Source organism: Pseudomonas sp. NDM (assembly GCF_003105095.1).
In the GTDB taxonomy this organism is placed as follows: domain Bacteria; phylum Pseudomonadota; class Gammaproteobacteria; order Pseudomonadales; family Pseudomonadaceae; genus Aquipseudomonas; species Aquipseudomonas moraviensis_A.
Genome location: NZ_QETJ01000111.1, coordinates 1 through 16,364, shown reverse-complemented (window position 1 = coordinate 16,364; position 16,364 = coordinate 1). Strand labels below are relative to the sequence as shown.

Annotated in this window: 11 protein-coding genes; 1 reads left to right on the top strand and 10 read right to left on the bottom strand. The window is 61.4% G+C overall.

The features are described from left to right. Positions 1-40 precede the first annotated feature (40 nt). The 10 genes from hutG to DCO47_RS19405 form a co-directional block, all read right to left on the bottom strand. Positions 41-844: an N-formylglutamate deformylase gene (hutG, locus tag DCO47_RS19450; RefSeq protein ID WP_116658716.1), complete on the bottom strand. Its 804-nt coding sequence runs from the start codon at positions 842-844 to the stop codon at positions 41-43. Positions 845-854: 10 nt separating this feature from the next. After that, a complete protein-coding gene (gene hutI / locus DCO47_RS19445; RefSeq protein ID WP_116658715.1) occupies positions 855-2,060 on the bottom strand; it encodes an imidazolonepropionase in 1,206 nt (401 codons plus the stop codon). 200 nt (positions 2,061-2,260) lie between these two features. After that, on the bottom strand, positions 2,261-3,793 hold the full coding sequence (gene hutH / locus DCO47_RS19440; protein WP_116658714.1) for a histidine ammonia-lyase: 1,533 nt from the start codon (positions 3,791-3,793) through the stop codon (positions 2,261-2,263). 116 nt (positions 3,794-3,909) lie between these two features. Then, complete coding sequence (gene hutH, locus DCO47_RS19435; protein WP_116658713.1) at positions 3,910-5,433, bottom strand: histidine ammonia-lyase; 1,524 nt, start codon at positions 5,431-5,433, stop codon at positions 3,910-3,912. Between the two features lie 156 nt (positions 5,434-5,589). Then, positions 5,590-6,420: a glycine betaine/L-proline ABC transporter ATP-binding protein gene (locus DCO47_RS19430; RefSeq protein ID WP_065615422.1), complete on the bottom strand. Its 831-nt coding sequence runs from the start codon at positions 6,418-6,420 to the stop codon at positions 5,590-5,592. Then, positions 6,417-7,268, bottom strand: coding sequence for a proline/glycine betaine ABC transporter permease (locus tag DCO47_RS19425; RefSeq protein ID WP_016772087.1), 852 nt, complete (start codon positions 7,266-7,268; stop codon positions 6,417-6,419). Before DCO47_RS19425 ends, DCO47_RS19430 begins: the two co-directional genes overlap by 4 nt. A gap of 70 nt (positions 7,269-7,338) precedes the next feature. Then, positions 7,339-8,307: an ABC transporter substrate-binding protein gene (locus DCO47_RS19420; RefSeq protein WP_116658712.1), complete on the bottom strand. Its 969-nt coding sequence runs from the start codon at positions 8,305-8,307 to the stop codon at positions 7,339-7,341. A gap of 71 nt (positions 8,308-8,378) precedes the next feature. Next, positions 8,379-9,851, bottom strand: a complete 1,473-nt coding sequence (locus tag DCO47_RS19415; protein WP_116658711.1) for a cytosine permease — start codon at positions 9,849-9,851, stop codon at positions 8,379-8,381. Positions 9,852-9,945: 94 nt separating this feature from the next. After that, positions 9,946-11,556, bottom strand: coding sequence for an ATP-binding protein (locus tag DCO47_RS19410; RefSeq protein WP_116658710.1), 1,611 nt, complete (start codon positions 11,554-11,556; stop codon positions 9,946-9,948). Then, on the bottom strand, positions 11,553-12,275 hold the full coding sequence (locus DCO47_RS19405; RefSeq protein ID WP_042607182.1) for a response regulator: 723 nt from the start codon (positions 12,273-12,275) through the stop codon (positions 11,553-11,555). The genes DCO47_RS19410 and DCO47_RS19405 overlap by 4 nt, the downstream gene beginning before the upstream one ends. Before the next feature lie 757 nt (positions 12,276-13,032). Here DCO47_RS19405 and DCO47_RS19400 point away from each other — a divergent pair. Continuing rightward, entirely contained in the window at positions 13,033-15,927 is a 2,895-nt protein-coding gene (locus DCO47_RS19400) for a ribonucleoside-diphosphate reductase subunit alpha (protein WP_116658709.1), read from the top strand. Positions 15,928-16,364: the final 437 nt, after the last annotated feature.

The following is a 16,364-nucleotide window of genomic DNA, read 5'->3' as shown; positions in this document are numbered from 1 at the left end:
GGAAAGGCCGCTTTCGCGAGCAGGCTCGCTCCCACAGGGGTTATGTGCTGTAGTGAGATTTTGCCCAGGCCAGATAGCCCTGCAGCAATTCCCGGAGCACCACCCGCGTCGGTTCGGCCAGGTCGGCGCGGTAGCGGAACGGTTCGAACTCTTCCATGTAGGTGGACTGGCACAGTTCCAGCTGCACGGCGTGGATGTTCTGCGCCGGGTCGCCGTACTGGCGGGTGATGTGCCCGCCCTTGAAGCGACCGTTAAGCACATGAGTGAACTGCTCGTGCCGTGCGCAGATCGCTTCCAGCTCAGCGGCCAGTTGCGGATCACAACTGGCGCCATTGAACGTGCCGAGGTTGAAGTCTGGCAGTTTGCCGTCGAACAGGTGCGGGATGATCGAGCGGATCGAGTGCGCATCGAACAGCAGTGCGTAGCCAAATTCAGCCTTCAGCCGCGCCAGCTCTTCTTGCAAGGTGCGATGGTATGGCGTCCAGATCTGCTGCAAATAAGTCGCGCGTTCTTGCTGCGAAGGCTCCAGCCCCTCCTGAAACAACGCAATGCCGTCGAACAACGTCGCCGGATACAACCCCGTGGTCGCCCCGGCGTACAACGGCTTGTCGTCGGACGGCCGGTTGAGGTCGATGACGAAACGCGAATACTCGGCAGCCAAAGTGCTGGCGCCCAGCTCCTCGGCGAAATCGTAGAGTTGCGGGATATGCCAGTCGGTGTCCGGCAAACTCTTCGCGGCGGGGATCAACCCGGCTTCGACCGCTGGGGTCAGACGCAAACCCGCGTGGGGCATGCTGATCAGCAACGGCACGCGACCTTGTTTGAATTTCAGAACCTTGTCCACAACCGCCCTCCTAGAAATTCGATTCAACGCCGTGACGCACGACGCGCTTGTCCAGATCGCCCCCGAGCCAATAAGCCAGATCCGCCGGACGTTCGATGTCCCACGCGACAAAGTCGGCGACCTTGCCAACCTCCAGCGAGCCGTGGGTGTCAGCCATGCCCAATGCCTGCGCGGCATGGAGGGTCGCCCCGGCAAGAGCTTCTTCCGGAGTCATGCGGAAACAGGTGCAGGCCATGTTCAGCATCAGGCGCAACGACAGCGCCGGCGAGGTGCCGGGGTTGAGGTCGCTGGCGATCGCGATCTTCACCTTGTGCTTGCGCAGCGCTTCCATCGGCGGCAACTGGGTTTCGCGCAGAAAGTAGAAGGCGCCGGGCAACAGCACGGCGACGGTGCCGGCAGCGGCCATGGCGATGGCGTCGTCCTCGTCCATGAATTCCAAGTGATCAGCGGACAAGGCTTTATAGCGCGCGGCAAGGCTCGAGCCGTGCAGCGAGGACAATTGTTCGGCGTGCAGTTTTACCGGCAGACCGAGCTGCTGCGCCGCGACGAACACCCGTTCGACCTGCTCCGGCGAGAACGCCAGGTATTCGCAGAACGCATCCACGGCATCCACCAGACCTTCGGCGGCGAGGGCCGGGAGCATCTCGCTGCAGACCAGATCGATGTAGTCGTCGGCGCGATCCTTGTACTCCGGCGGCAAGGCGTGCGCCGCCAGGCAAGTGCTGCGTACGCTGATCGGCAGTTCTTCGGCCAGGCGCCGGATGACTCGCAGAAGCTTGCGCTCGTTGGCCAGATCGAGGCCGTAGCCGGATTTCATTTCCACCGTGGTCACGCCATCGCGCATCAGGCTTTTCAGGCGTTTGGCGGCGCTGGCGAACAGCTCGTCTTCAGTGGCTTCGCGCGTGGCGCGCACGGTGCTGGCGATACCACCGCCCTGCGCGGCGATCTCGGCGTAGCTGACGCCTTGCAGACGCTGCTCGAACTCGCCGCTGCGGTTGCCGCCGAACACGGTGTGGGTGTGGCAGTCGATCAGCCCGGGCGTGACCCACGCGCCTTGCAGGTCATTGACCGCCGGGTATTCGCCGGGCGGCAGTTGAGTGCGCGGGCCGATCCACTCGATCAGCGTGCCGGTGGTCACGATCGCGGCATCCTCGATGATCGAATAGACGCCGTTGGCCATGGTTGCGACGTGGCAGTGTTGCCAGAGGGTTTTCACTGTTGGCCTCCGTTTGGGTTGGTATGGTGAGCAGCCTCAAAAGCCCCTCACCCTAGCCCTCTCCCGGAGGGAGAGGGGACTGACTGGGTTGTTCTGTCGAGCTACATCGACCAGAGAGTCTTGAGCCGAACTCAGGTCTTGAAGCTCGCAGAGATCGGCTCCCTCTCCCTCCGGGAGAGGGCTGGGGTGAGGGCTGGTTTTTACAGGCTCGGCAAAAGCTTCACCGAAACCAGCTCGGTCAAACACCGCGACGCCAGCAATTCAGTCGCCGCATTGATATCCGGCGCAAAAAACCGGTCCTTCTCATAAAACGGCACTTCCCTGCGCAGGATCGCCCGCGCCTGTTCCAGCTTCGGCGAGGTCTTCAGGCCGTTGCGCAGATCCAGGCCCTGGACCGCCGCCAGCCACTCCACGGCGAGAATCCCGCGGGTGTTCTCGGCCATTTCCCACAGGCGTTTGCCGGCAGCCGGGGCCATCGATACGTGGTCTTCCTGGTTGGCCGAGGTCGGCAGGCTGTCCACCGAATGCGGATGGGCCAGCGCCTTGTTCTCGCTGGCCAGTGCCGCTGCGGTCACCTGGGCAATCATGAAACCGGAGTTCACCCCGCCGTTGGCGACGAGGAACGGCGGCAGTTGCGACATGTGCTTGTCCATCATCAGCGAGATGCGCCGTTCGCTCAGCGAGCCGATTTCGGCGATCGCCAGAGCCAGATTGTCAGCGGCCATGGCCACCGGTTCGGCGTGGAAGTTGCCGCCGGAAATCACATCGCCTTCAGCGGCGAATACCAACGGGTTGTCGGAAACCGCGTTGGCTTCGACCGCCAGCACTTCAGCGGCCTGCCGGAACTGGGTCAGGCAGGCGCCCATGACTTGTGGCTGGCAGCGCAGCGAATACGGGTCTTGGACCTTGTCGCAGTTCTGGTGCGAGGCTGAGACTTCGCTGCGCTCACCGAGCAGGTCACGATAAGCAGCGGCGGCATCGATCTGACCTTTCTGCCCACGTGCGGCGTGAATGCGCGCGTCGAACGGCGAGCGCGAACCGAGCACGGCTTCAACGGTGAGACTGCCGAGCGCCAATGCACCGGCAAACAGATCTTCGCCTTCGAACAAACCGCGCAGCGCAAACGCGGTGGAAACCTGAGTACCGTTGAGCAGCGCCAGACCTTCTTTCGCCGCCAGGGTCAGCGGTGTCAGGCCGGCGACTTTCAGCGCTTCGGTCGCCTCCAGCCATTCGCCCTTGTAGCGCGCCTTGCCCTCGCCGAGCAGCACCAGCGACATGTGCGCCAACGGCGCCAGATCCCCCGACGCGCCGACCGAACCTTTCAGCGGAATGTGCGGATAGACCTCGGCATTGATCAGCGCAATCAGCGCGTCGATCACCTGCCGACGGATGCCGGAGAAACCGCGGCTGAGGCTGTTGACCTTGAGCACCATGATCAGTCGCACAAGGTCGTCGCTGATCGGCTGGCCGACGCCGGCAGCATGCGAGAGCACCAGCGAACGCTGCAGGTTCTCCAGGTCTTCGCTGGCGATGCGCGTCGAGGCCAGCAGGCCGAAACCGGTGTTGATGCCATAGGCGGTGCGGTTCTCGGCGAGGATCTGCTCGACGCAGGCGACGCTGGCCTCGATCTGCGCGCTGGCGCTGTTGTCGAGGGTCAAGGTGACCGGATGCTGGAAGACGTTACGCAGTTGGGCCAGGCTCAGTTGGCCGGGGATCAGGTTCAGCGCAGTCATTAAAATGCTCCTGTTAGGCATTGTTATTAACTACCAGTCGCTCCGGAGCATTCCGTTATCCGTCGTTTCTCGTCTTGTGAACGATCCACGCCTTGGCACGCTGGTATGGGCAGTTGTCAGTGCAAATTCGGTAAAACGTTGTGCGGCAGATTCGGGACTTTCAAGACGCTCGCAGCGGCAGCAATATCCGGCGCCAGCCAGCGATCCTGATCGTAGGCAGGGACGGTTTCGCGCAGCAGGCGCCAGGCGACATCGGTGCCAGCCCCAAAGCGCTGTTCCTTGAGGAACTCAAACGCCTGCGCCGCCAGCAGATATTCAATCGCGAGGATCTGCGTGCAGTTTTCCAGGGCGCGGTGCAGCTTCAGCGCGGCGTTGGTGCCCATGCTCAGGTGGTCTTCCTGCAGGCCCGAGGTGATGTAGTTGTCGAGTACCGCCGGTTGCGCCAACTGGCGGTTTTCCGCACACAGCGAAGCGGCGACGTACTGCACGATCATCATCCCCGAGTTGACCCCGGGGTTGGCCACCAGAAACGCTGGCAGACCGCTGACGTGCGGGTTGACCAGACGGTCGAGACGACGCTCGGCAATCGAGCCGATCTCGGCCATGGCAATCGCCAGCAGATCGGCGGCCATCGCCACCGATTGGCCGTGCGGGTTGGCCTGCGACATCACCCGGAAATCGTCCGGGGTGCCGAGCAGCAGCGGATTGTCGGTGCAGCCGTTGAGCTCGGCTTCGACCTGTTTGATTGCGTGCTCCAGTTGATCACGCGCGGCGCCGTGCACCTGCGGGATCGAGCGGATGCTCAGCGCGTCCTGAGTGCGAATGCCTTTGCTCGCGGCGATCACTTCGCTGCCATCGAGCAAGGCGCGCAGGTTGTTGCCGACCTGCTGCATGCCCGGATGCGGCTTGAGCGCGATGATCTCGGCATCGAAGGCATCGATCTGGCCGCGCTGGGCTTCGAAGCTCATCGCACCGATGACATCGGCCCATTGCAACAGGCGCGTGGCATCGGCAATCGCCAGACAGCTGAGGCCGGTCATGCACGGCGTGCCGTTGACCAGACACAAACCGTCCTTCGCGCCCAATTGCACAGGTTTCAAGCCTTCTTCGGCCAGTGCCTGCTGCGCCGGCATGATCTGACCGCGATAGCTGACATGACCAACGCCGAGCAGCGCGATACCGACGTGCGCCATGTGCGTGAGGTACCCCACCGAACCCTGCGCCGGCACTTGCGGGGTGATGTCGCGATTGAGCAGCGCCAGCAGACCTTCGACCACGCGCCGATGCAGGCCGGATTTACCGTGGCTGTAGTTGTGGATCGCGGCGCAGATGATTGCGCGGGTCTGCTCATCACTGAGGACCGGGCCGACCCCGCAAGCGTGGCTGAGCAAGGTGTTGCGCGAGAGCTGGCTGAGCTGTTCGTCCTGCAACGAAACGTTGGACAGGCCGCCCAGACCGGTATTGACGCCATAGGCGCGCTCGCCGCTGGCGACGATACGCTGGACGATCGCCTGAGCGTTGTCGATGCGCGCCCAAGTGTCGCTGGACAGTTCCAGCAGCGCACCGTGACGGGCGACCGCGACCACGTCCTGCCAACGCAGATGAGCACCGGTGATGACGATTTTTTCAGCCTGGGACATCTGAAGCCTCATACAAATTCTGTTGCTGCATGAATTCCTGTGGCGAGGGAGCTTGCTCCCGCTGGACTGCGAAGCAGGCCCGAAATTCTGCGACCGCTGCGCGCTCGAGCGCGAGCAAGCTCCCTCGCCACAAAAGCTGTCTCACCGCGAATCCTTCTAAACCACCGCCGCCCGCCGCTGCACAAACCGGTCGACATACTCATCCGCCGGCGAATGCAGGATCTCTCTTGGCGTACCGACCTGAATCAACCGGCCATCCTTGAGAATCGCGATGCGATTGCCGATGCGCACGGCCTCGTCGAGGTCGTGGGTGATGAAGACGATGGTCTTGTGCAGGGTTTTTTGCAGTTCCAGCAACTGGTCCTGCATCTCCGCGCGGATCAGCGGATCCAGCGCGCTGAAGGCTTCGTCCATCAGAATGATGTCGGTGTCCGCCGCCAACGCCCGGGCGAGGCCGACGCGCTGACGCATGCCGCCGGAGAGCTGGTGCGGGTATTTGTTTTCGTAGCCTTTGAGGCCCACGGTGTTGATCCAGTGCAGCGCGCGTTCGGCGCAGACCTGCTTGCTCTCGCCACGCACTTTCAGGCCATAGGCGACGTTGTCGAGCACGCTCTTGTGCGGCAGCAGGCCAAAGCTCTGGAACACCATGCTGATCTTGTGCCGACGAAATTCGCGCAGCGCTTCCATGTCGTACTGCAGGATGTCCTCACCATCCACCAGAATCGCCCCGCTGGTGGGGTCGATCAGCCGATTGAAGTGGCGCACCAGGGTGGATTTGCCCGAGCCGGACAGGCCCATGATCACAAAGATTTCGCCGGTGCCGATGCTCAGCGACAAGTCGTTCACGCCGACCACGCAACCGGTTTCGTTGAGCACCTGATCCTTGCTCTTGCCCTGGCCGACCATGGCCAGCGCATCCTTGGCGCGGTTGCCGAAAATCTTGAAGACGTTGCGCACTTCGATCTTGCTCACGCTTGCGTTGCTCATTTGCTCACCTCGTGGCGTGGCCGACCGTACGCTTGAGTGATGCGGTCGATGACCACAGCGAGAATCACGATCGCCAGCCCGGCTTCGAGGCCACGACCGACGTTGAGTGTCTGAATGCCCACCAGCACGTCTTCACCGAGGCCACGGGCGCCGATCATCGAAGCGATGACCACCATCGACAGGGCCATCATCGTGGTCTGGTTGATGCCAGCCATGATGCTCGGCAACGCCAGCGGCAATTGCACGCCGAACAATTGCTGCCAACGGTTGGCGCCGAAGGCATTGATCGCCTCCATGACTTCGCCGTCGACCTGGCGAATGCCCAGGTCAGTCAGGCGAATCAGCGGTGGCGCGGCGTAGATCACCGTGGCAAAAATCGCCGGTACCTTGCCCAGCCCGAACAGCATCAGCACCGGGATCAGGTACACGAAACTCGGCATGGTCTGCATGATGTCGAGCAACGGCATCAGTACCGAACGCAGGCGATTGCTGCGCGCCGAGAGAATCCCCAGCGGAATGCCGATCAGCACCGATATGATCGTCGCGACCATCATCAGCGCCAGGGTCTGCATGAGTTTGTCCCAGAGGCCGACCGCGCCCACCAGAAACAGCAGACCGACAATCACCGCGGTGGTGACGACTTTGCGCGTGGCGTGCCAGGCGATGACGCCGACGATCGCCAGCATCAGCCACCACGGCGCCGCACGCAGCAGACCTTCGAGACTGACGATGGCCCACAACAGCGTGTCGGAGATGTGGCGGAACACGTCGCCGTAGTTGGTGACCAGCGAATCGACCCAACCGTTGACCCAGTCGGCGATGGAAAAAGTAAAGCTTTCGGGAAACATAAGGGACTCTCAATCAAGGGGTTGCGATCAAGCGTCCGGCTGCCGTGGCTGGCAGCCGGGTAAACCTGACCTACAAGGCCGCGTCGATTTTCCTGGCTGCGTCGTCGCTCACCCATGCGTGCCAGACTTCAGGATGTTCCTTGAGGAAGATTTTCGCCAGTTTTGCCGACTCGATGCGTTCCTTGGCCATGCGCCCGAGGTTCTGGTTGAGCAGGTCGATCGGCAGGTTGACCTTCTCCAGCACGGCGACCAGTTCCGGGGCTTCTTCGTGGAAGGTTTTCGACAGGCCGACCTTGATGGTCACTGTCTTGTCGACGCCCGGTTTCTCTTCGAGTTTGACCGCGTCGATCTGGCCCATCAGCGGGGTCGGCGACCAGTAGTAGAAGAGAATCGGCTCGCCACGCTTGTAGCTCGACAGCACCGCTGCATCCAGCGCAGGTCCTGTGCCCGGACGGAAGTTGGTGTAGCTGTTTTCCAGGCCGTAGCTCTTGAGCATCTCGCTGTTGTCGAGCTCGCAGGTCCAGCCGGCCGGGCAGTTGTAGAAGCGGCCCTTGGACGGCTCTTCGGCATCCTTGAACACGGCGGAATACTTGCCCAGATCAGCGATGTTTTTCAGGTCCGGGGCTTTCGCCTCGAGCTTGCGCTTGGCGTCGCCTTCGATCACGTAACGCGGCACGTACCAGCCTTCGACAGCGCCCACTACCGGCGCGCCGACACCGACGACCTTGCCGGCCTTCTCGGCCTTGTTCCAGACCTCGCTGCGGCCGACCCACTCTTCGGCGAACACTTGAATATCGTTGCTGCTCAGGGCGTTTTCCATGGTGATGGAATTGCCCGGCAGGCTGTCGGTCTTGCAGCCGTAACCTTTCTCCAGCACCACTTGTAGCACGTCGGTCAGGAGCATGCCGCTTTCCCAGTTCAGCCCGGCGAATTTCACCGGTTTGCCCGATTCGCACCAGCCGGCGGCTTGGGTCGCACCGGCACTGGCCAACAGGCCCATGGACAGCAATGTGGTCAGCAGGGTCTTGTTCGATTTCATTGTCGTGACGCTCCTAATCATGAATGGGCTTACGGCAGTTCAAGAGGCATCCAGCCTGGTCCACGTCCAGATCAGGCCTGCGCCGCAGCGCGACCGGTCCCGCTGGTTTTTGCTTGTACGACGCTGTTCTGCTCGACCGGCAGAATCAGCTGATCGGGCACTGCGCTGTGCCATTTTTTCGCGCAGAAGTAATAGACGGCGGCCGGCAGCACCAGGCCGATGATCCAGGAAATGTCGACATCACCAAGAGCTGCTACCAACGGGCCGGTGTAGAACTTGGTCGAGATGAACGGCAGCTGTACCAGTACGCCGAACACATAGACGCTGATACCGAGCAGGTTCCAGCGGCCGTAGCGACCGTTCGGATCGGCCAGCGCCGGCACGTCGTAGCGCTCGCGGGTGATGCAGTAGTAGTCGACCAGATTGATCGCGCTCCACGGGGTGAAGAAGGCCAGCAGAAACAGGATGAACGACTTGAACGCACCGAGGAATGAGTGCTGTCCGAGCAGGGCGATCAGCGTCGCCGCGCCGACGATGAACAGCACGAACACCAGCCGCTGCATACGGGTAACCGTCAGGTGTCCTTTGAAGCCACTGATGATGGTCGCAATACACATGAAGCTGCCGTAGGAGTTCAGCGTCGAAATGGTCACCTTGCCGAACGCGATGCTGAAATACAGCAGCGAGGCGGTGGCGCCGGTACCGCCGAGCCCGACGATGTAGGCGACCTCATGGCCTGCGAATTGACCGTTGGCCGATGCGGCAGCAAACACGCCGAGGATCATCGCCACTTGCGCGCCGATCACCGAGCCTGCGCCAGCGGCGAAAAAGGTTTTCACCGCCGAAGTGGCGCTCGGCAAGTAGCGAGAATAGTCCGCCACATAAGGACCGAACGCGATCTGCCAGGAAGCTGCCAGCGACACCGCCAACAGGAAACTGCTCCAGCTGAAATGGCGAATCTGCAGGAGTGCGCCGACGTCGGTCTGGCTCATCAGCCGCCAGAACAGGAACACGAACGCGATCACGCCAATGACACTGGCGACGCGGCCGATCCAGTGAATCACCCGATAGCCGAGCACCGTGACCAGCACGATGACACTGGCGAAAATCAGGATGCCAACGCTATCGCTGACACCAAACAACTGACCCAGCGCCTGCCCGGACAGCACCGTCCCGGTGGCGGTGAAGCCGAGGTACATCAGGCACACCAGCACGATCGGAATCGCCGCGCCATAAACGCCGAACTGCACGCGGCTGGAGATCATTTGCGGCAAGCCCAGTTTCGGCCCTTGCGCGGCATGCAGCGCCATCACGCCACCGCCGAGCAATTGACCGATCAACAAACCGATCAACGACCAGAACACATCACCGCCGAGCACCACGGCCAAGGCCCCGGTGACGATCGCAGTAATCTGCAGGTTGGCGCCCATCCACAGGGTGAACTGACTGAACAGACGACCGTGTCTTTCCGCTTCCGGGATGTAGTCGATCGAACGCCTTTCGATCAACGGAGTACTGCCTGCACGTTCGTTGTTAACCGCCATGATTCAACCTCTGTGGATTGTTCTGGATATCGATTGTTTCGCTTTTGTAGGAGTGAGCCTGCTCGCGATAAGGCCAGCCCTGCCAACACACAACCTACCGGCGCTCCTGATTCCTCGGCCAACTCAGACTGAAACACGCCCCGCCCAGACTCTTGCTCTTGCCAATGATCGCCCGGCCGTCGTGCCAGTGAATGATCCGCCGCACGATCGACAACCCTAGGCCATGCCCGCCCGACGCCCGCGTGCGGCTGTCGTCCAGGCGCAGGAACGGCGTGAAGATCCGCTCCCACGCCACTTCCGGCACGCCCGGTCCGTCGTCCTCGACGTCGATGCGACAGCGCAACTGGCCGACCTGATAACTCACCGTCACCTGTGATTGGGCATGGCGCATCGCGTTGCCCACCAGGTTCTGCAGCGCCCGATGCAGATAACGCGGCTCGGCCTCGACCCACGCGCCGTCGTTGTCGGCGGACGACAGGCACAAACCGCGCTGCACCGTGACCTCGGCGCGTAGCGGCGCCAGCTCCTCGATCACCTGATTGACCAGCGCATCCAGATCGATGCGCTGGAAAGTCAGCGCTGGCGAGCCCTGTTCCAGTCGCGCGTAGGTGAGCATTTCGTCGACCAGCTTATCGAGGTCCTCGATGTCGTGATCCATGCCTTCGCGGTATTTCTCCAGCGCTTGCGGGGTGGTCGCCGTGCCGATCATTTCCAGACCGAAACGCAGGCGCGCCACTGGCGTGCGCAGTTCATGGGAGACCGCGCGCACCAGTTCACGCTGGATCGCCAGCAACTGTTGCAGATGCTCAGCCATGCCATTGAACGCCGATGCCAGACGCCCGACCGAGTCGGCGCCACGCGCCGGCACGCGGGTTTCCAGACTGCCCTTGGCAATGCGCGTGGCCGCCGCTTCGAGGCCGCGCAGACGCCGCTCAAGCTGACGCACCAATAAATAGACGATGAGACCGATCAGCGTCAGCCCCAGCGCGGCGATCAGCACCAGCCATTCCGGCGGGTACGGATTCATTTGATACAGCGGGCCGATTTCCAGCACCCACGGCGTACCGACCATGCCGGCAAACACGCGAATCGAATCACCGCCCTTGCCCAGCGCCATCACCGTGTCGCCCTCGGCCACCCGGCGGCTCTGGTCTTCGTCCATGTCGGCGTCATTCACCGTGACCAGACGCAGATCGAAGCCGAAACCCTTTTCCTGCTTTATCTGCGCAAGACGTCTGGGCTGTTCGCCGACCGGCACCCGCACCAGTTCATCGGCGAGCAGGTAAATAGTCGCCCGAGCCAGTTGCTCGCTGATCTGCTGCACCTCTCCTACCAGTACAAGCTGCTCTTTTTCGCTGATCAGCCGATAGACCTTGGCCGCGTGCGGCCCGGTCTGCTCGACCAGCGCCTGACCGCGCAGCACGCGGGTACGCTGGGCCAGATCGAGGTCGGTTTCGGCGAATTTCTTCAGCGTCAGCGGAATACCGAGCAGCCGCTCCCACACCAGCAGAGCGCGATGGCGCTCGGTCTGGTTCATCGGTTGCAGGTTATCGGCCATCAGCGAGAACGTGCCGTGGGCCAGGCGCTCGCGGTATTGCTCGCTGCGCACCTGATTGAGCAGGTTCAGCGCCAGCACGCCAAGCACCGCCACCAGAATCAGCGCGGCGCACATGCCGCCATAGATGCGCAGGAAAATCGAATTCACAGAGCCAGGTCTGCGCAGGCTTCAGGAACGAACAGGTAGCCTTTGCTGCGGATGGTCTTGATCAGGCGCGGATGGTCGGGGTCATCGCCGATTTTCGGGCGGATGCGCGAGATGCGCACATCGATCGAGCGATCCTGGCCGTCGTAGCCGATGCCGCGCAGGGCAGTGAAGATTTCTTCGCGCGAAAGAATCCGCCCGGCGTTGGAGACCAGCAGCCAGAGCAGGTCGAACTCGGCGCTGGTCAACTCGATGCCGTTGTCGCTCAACCAGGCTTCGCGCAACGCGTTGTCGACCACCAGCGGACCGAATTGCAGGCGACGGGATTTTTCCGCGACCGGCTCGGGTGTGTCACTGCGTCGCAGCAACGCCTGGATGCGCGCCAGCAACAAGCGCGGGCGCACCGGTTTGCACACGTAATCGTCGGCACCGAGGTCGAGGCCGTGGATCTGATCGGCGTCGTCGGTGCGCGCGGTGAGCATCAGGATCGGCCCGTCGTACCGGTCGCGCACCTTGCGGCAAATGCTCAGGCCATCCTCGCCGGGCAGCATCAGATCGAGGATCACCAGATCCGGTTGCTCCTTGATGATCCGCGCCGCCGCCAACGCACCGTTGCCTTCGATCTCCACGCGCAGGCCATTGGCTTGCAGGTAATCGCGGGTCAGCTCGGCCAGTCGCTGGTCATCCTCGACGATCAATACCTGCCAGGTTTGTTGCTCCACCGGTGACCTCTGCTTGCTGTTTTTATTGATATGAGAAGGCTGTGCTGAATGAACGCGGTCCCTCCTCCCGTTCATTTGTCATGTTTCGGGAGGATAAAAATGCCCGTGCACCCAGCGATTGTATAAACGCCGGTCACCCGGAAAACAAGTCGGTAAATGCGTTCGGACAAGGCGAAATTCTGTGGTAGGGTTCGCGCCCTTAAAAAACCGCTGAAGCGTTTTTCCAGGCAAAAAAACAGTGACAAACGGTCTGGCTCAGCAGGTTCGCGGCCTACACGCGTTTTCCCTGTTTCTTACACAAATTACGCACAGGCTTATCCACAGGTAGTACGTTGCAATCCTCCCCTGAAACGCATTATCTTGTAGCACCGCGAAAACGCAGACCCTACATATGGGGTTTTCGTCAAAATCGCCCAACCACATTTCAGACCTGAAACTCAAGTGCTTTATGGCCAGTTTCCGGTAGAACGAACGAGTTTTTTCAAGTCCGAACCGCACTGGCGGATGGCACCGTTTTATTTGGTCCGAAACGGACAAAACGGTATGGGTGTTGCAGTCATGACTGTCACCCGCGAAGGAATCCGGTAGCGAGCTTCGGCTCACGACCAAAACTTCGGCAAGGATGCGGCGTTGCAGCCTTTTTCCTACTGTTCCGAAGTTTGTAATGCCGACGCCCGTCGGTTGCAGTGCTTCGGTACAGAACGGTGAGCACCATGACGGTGCCAAACAAACATAGAGAATGTGGAGACCACCCCCCATGCAAACCGACACAACTCGCGAGAACCCGCAGGGCACCTTGCCGCAGGCCGCCGATTCGACTTCGGATCTGGCAGCCACCGCGCCTGGCCAGCTGCGCGTGATCAAGCGTAATGGCACTGTCGTTCCTTACACCGATGACAAGATCACCGTCGCTATCACCAAAGCGTTTCTCGCAGTTGAGGGCGGCACCGCTGCCGCTTCGTCGCGAATCCACGATACCGTTGCACGCCTGACCGAGCAGGTCACCGCGACTTTCAAGCGTCGCATGCCATCGGGTGGCACCATCCACATCGAAGAAATCCAGGACCAGGTCGAACTGGCCCTGATGCGCGCCGGCGAGCAGAAAGTCGCGCGTGACTACGTGATCTACCGTGACGGCCGTTCGAAAGAGCGCGCTGCCCACGCCCCGGCCGAAGCAGCCGTCAATGCACACCCGTCGATCCGCATCACCCGCGCCGACGGCAGCCTCGCGCCGCTGGACATGGGCCGCCTGAACACCATCGTCACCGAGGCCTGCGAAGGTCTGGAAGAAGTCGACGGCGACCTGATCCAGCGCGAAACCCTGAAGAACCTGTACGACGGCGTGGCCCTGACCGACGTCAACACCGCCCTGGTAATGACCGCCCGTACCCTGGTCGAGCGCGAGCCGAACTACTCGTTCGTCACCGCCCGCCTGCTGATGGACACCCTGCGTGCCGAAGGCCTGAACTTCCTCGAAGTCGCCGAAAGCGCCACCCATCACGAAATGGCCGACCTGTACGCCAAGGCACTGCCGGCCTACATCGCCAAAGGTATCGAGTTCGAACTGCTGAACCCTGTGCTGGCCACCTTCGACCTGGAAAAACTGGGCAAGGCGATCAACCACGAACGCGATCAGCAATTCACTTACCTCGGCCTGCAGACCCTGTACGACCGTTACTTCATCCACAAGGATGGCGTGCGTTTCGAACTGCCGCAGATCTTCTTCATGCGCGTGGCCATGGGTCTTGCGATCGAAGAGAAGCAGAAAGAAGACCGTGCGATCGAGTTCTACAACCTGCTGTCCTCGTTCGACTACATGGCTTCGACCCCGACCCTGTTCAACGCCGGTACCCTGCGTCCACAGCTGTCGAGCTGCTACCTGACCACCGTGCCGGATGACCTGTCGGGCATCTATCACGCGATCCACGACAATGCCATGCTGTCGAAGTTTGCCGGCGGCCTGGGCAACGACTGGACGCCAGTGCGTGCACTGGGTTCGTACATCAAGGGCACCAACGGCAAGTCGCAAGGCGTGGTGCCGTTCCTCAAAGTGGTGAACGACACCGCTGTGGCCGTGAACCAGGGTGGCAAGCGCAAAGGCGCTGTGTGTGCCTACCTGGAAACCTGGCACATGGACATCGAAGAGTTCATCGAGCTGCGCAAGAACACCGGTGATGATCGTCGTCGTACCCACGACATGAACACCGCCAACTGGATCCCTGACCTGTTCATGAAGCGTGTCTTCGATGACGGCAAGTGGACCCTGTTCTCGCCATCGGAAGTACCGGACCTGCACGACCTGACCGGTAAAGCCTTCGAAGAGCGCTACGAGTACTACGAAGCGCTGACCGAGTACCCGGGCAAGGTCAAGCTGTTCAAGACCATCCAGGCCAAAGACCTGTGGCGCAAGATGCTGTCCATGCTGTTCGAAACCGGCCACCCATGGCTGACGTTCAAGGACCCGTGCAACCTGCGCAGCCCGCAGCAGCACGTCGGCGTGGTCCACAGCTCGAACCTGTGCACAGAGATCACCTTGAACACCAACAAGGACGAGATCGCCGTTTGCAACCTGGGCTCGATCAACCTGCCGAACCACATCGTCGACGGCAAGCTCGATACCGCCAAGCTGCAACGCACCGTGAACACCGCCGTGCGCATGCTCGATAACGTGATCGACATCAACTACTACTCGGTGCCGCAAGCGAAGAACTCCAACTTCCGCCACCGTCCGGTCGGTCTGGGCATCATGGGCTTCCAGGACGCTCTGTACCTGCAGCACATCGCCTACGGCTCCGACGCTGCCGTCGAGTTCGCCGACAAGTCGATGGAAGCGGTCAGCTACTATGCGATCCAGGCGTCCTGCGACCTGGCCGACGAGCGCGGTGCTTACGAGACGTTCAACGGTTCGCTGTGGTCCAAGGGCATCCTGCCGCTGGATTCGCAACAGATCCTGATCGAGCAACGTGGCCAGAAGTACATCGATGTCGACCTGAATGAAACCCTGGACTGGGCACCGGTTCGCGCCCGTGTACAGAAAGGTATCCGTAACTCGAACATCATGGCCATCGCCCCGACCGCGACCATCGCTAACATCACTGGCGTCTCGCAGTCGATCGAACCGACCTACCAGAACCTCTACGTGAAATCGAACCTGTCGGGCGAATTCACCGTGATCAACCCGTACCTGGTTCGCGACCTGAAAGCTCGCGGTCTGTGGGACTCGGTGATGATCAACGACCTGAAGTACTACGACGGTTCGGTGCAGCAGATCGAGCGCATCCCGCAAGAACTCAAAGAGCTCTACGCGACCGCGTTCGAAGTGGACACCAAGTGGATCGTTGACGCCGCCAGCCGTCGTCAGAAGTGGATCGACCAGGCCCAGTCGCTGAACCTGTACATCGCCGGCGCATCGGGCAAGAAGCTCGACGTGACCTACCGCATGGCCTGGTACCGTGGTCTGAAAACCACTTACTACCTCCGTGCCCTGGCCGCGACCAGCACCGAGAAGTCGACCATCAACACCGGCAAGCTGAACGCTGTTTCCAGCGGCGGCAACCATGGCGACGATTCGGTCCTGGCCGCTCCGGCAGGTCCGGCGCCAGTGCCAAAGGCTTGCGCGATTGACGAGCCGGATTGCGAAGCTTGCCAATAAGCTGAGCTGATCCCAGGCGTTGCGAGACGCCTGGGATCTTCAGGCAAAAGAAACCCCCGACAGACTTCTGGTTTGTCGGGGGTTTTGTTTTTTGCCGGCCTTGGCGGCCTCTGGGCCGACCAGGCTATTGGGGTTTTGGGTGAATATCCGTTTTCTCGGTGCTGCGGCTGGCGGTTTCGCTCTTACAGCGACTCACTTTTCCAAACGCCGAAAAGTAAGCAAAAGGCTTTGCCCCGGCGTACGGCCCGCTCGCTGGGGCTCGGGGTACCTTCGTAACGGGACCGATCCGGGCGCAGCGGCTCCGGTTGGCTTCGCTGCACCTACTCTCGCTGTGTACGACTGCGTCGTACGGTCGCTGCGCTCCCACGCCAGGATCGATCCCGTAACGAAGCCTGCCGAAGGGGCAAAAGATCGAGAGCCAGAGCAAAAGCAAGATC

Excerpts from the sequence above, each read along its gene's own strand:
- hutH (WP_116658714.1), bottom strand. The coding sequence starts at position 3,793 with ATGACTGCGCTGAACCTGATCCCCGGCCAACTGAGCCTGGCCCAACTG.
- DCO47_RS19415 (WP_116658711.1), bottom strand. The coding sequence starts at position 9,851 with ATGGCGGTTAACAACGAACGTGCAGGCAGTACTCCGTTGATCGAAAGG.
- DCO47_RS19425 (WP_016772087.1), bottom strand. The coding sequence starts at position 7,268 with ATGTTTCCCGAAAGCTTTACTTTTTCCATCGCCGACTGGGTCAACGGT.
- DCO47_RS19400 (WP_116658709.1), top strand. The coding sequence starts at position 13,033 with ATGCAAACCGACACAACTCGCGAGAACCCGCAGGGCACCTTGCCGCAG.
- DCO47_RS19430 (WP_065615422.1), bottom strand. The coding sequence starts at position 6,420 with ATGAGCAACGCAAGCGTGAGCAAGATCGAAGTGCGCAACGTCTTCAAG.
- hutH (WP_116658713.1), bottom strand. The coding sequence starts at position 5,433 with ATGTCCCAGGCTGAAAAAATCGTCATCACCGGTGCTCATCTGCGTTGG.
- DCO47_RS19420 (WP_116658712.1), bottom strand. The coding sequence starts at position 8,307 with ATGAAATCGAACAAGACCCTGCTGACCACATTGCTGTCCATGGGCCTG.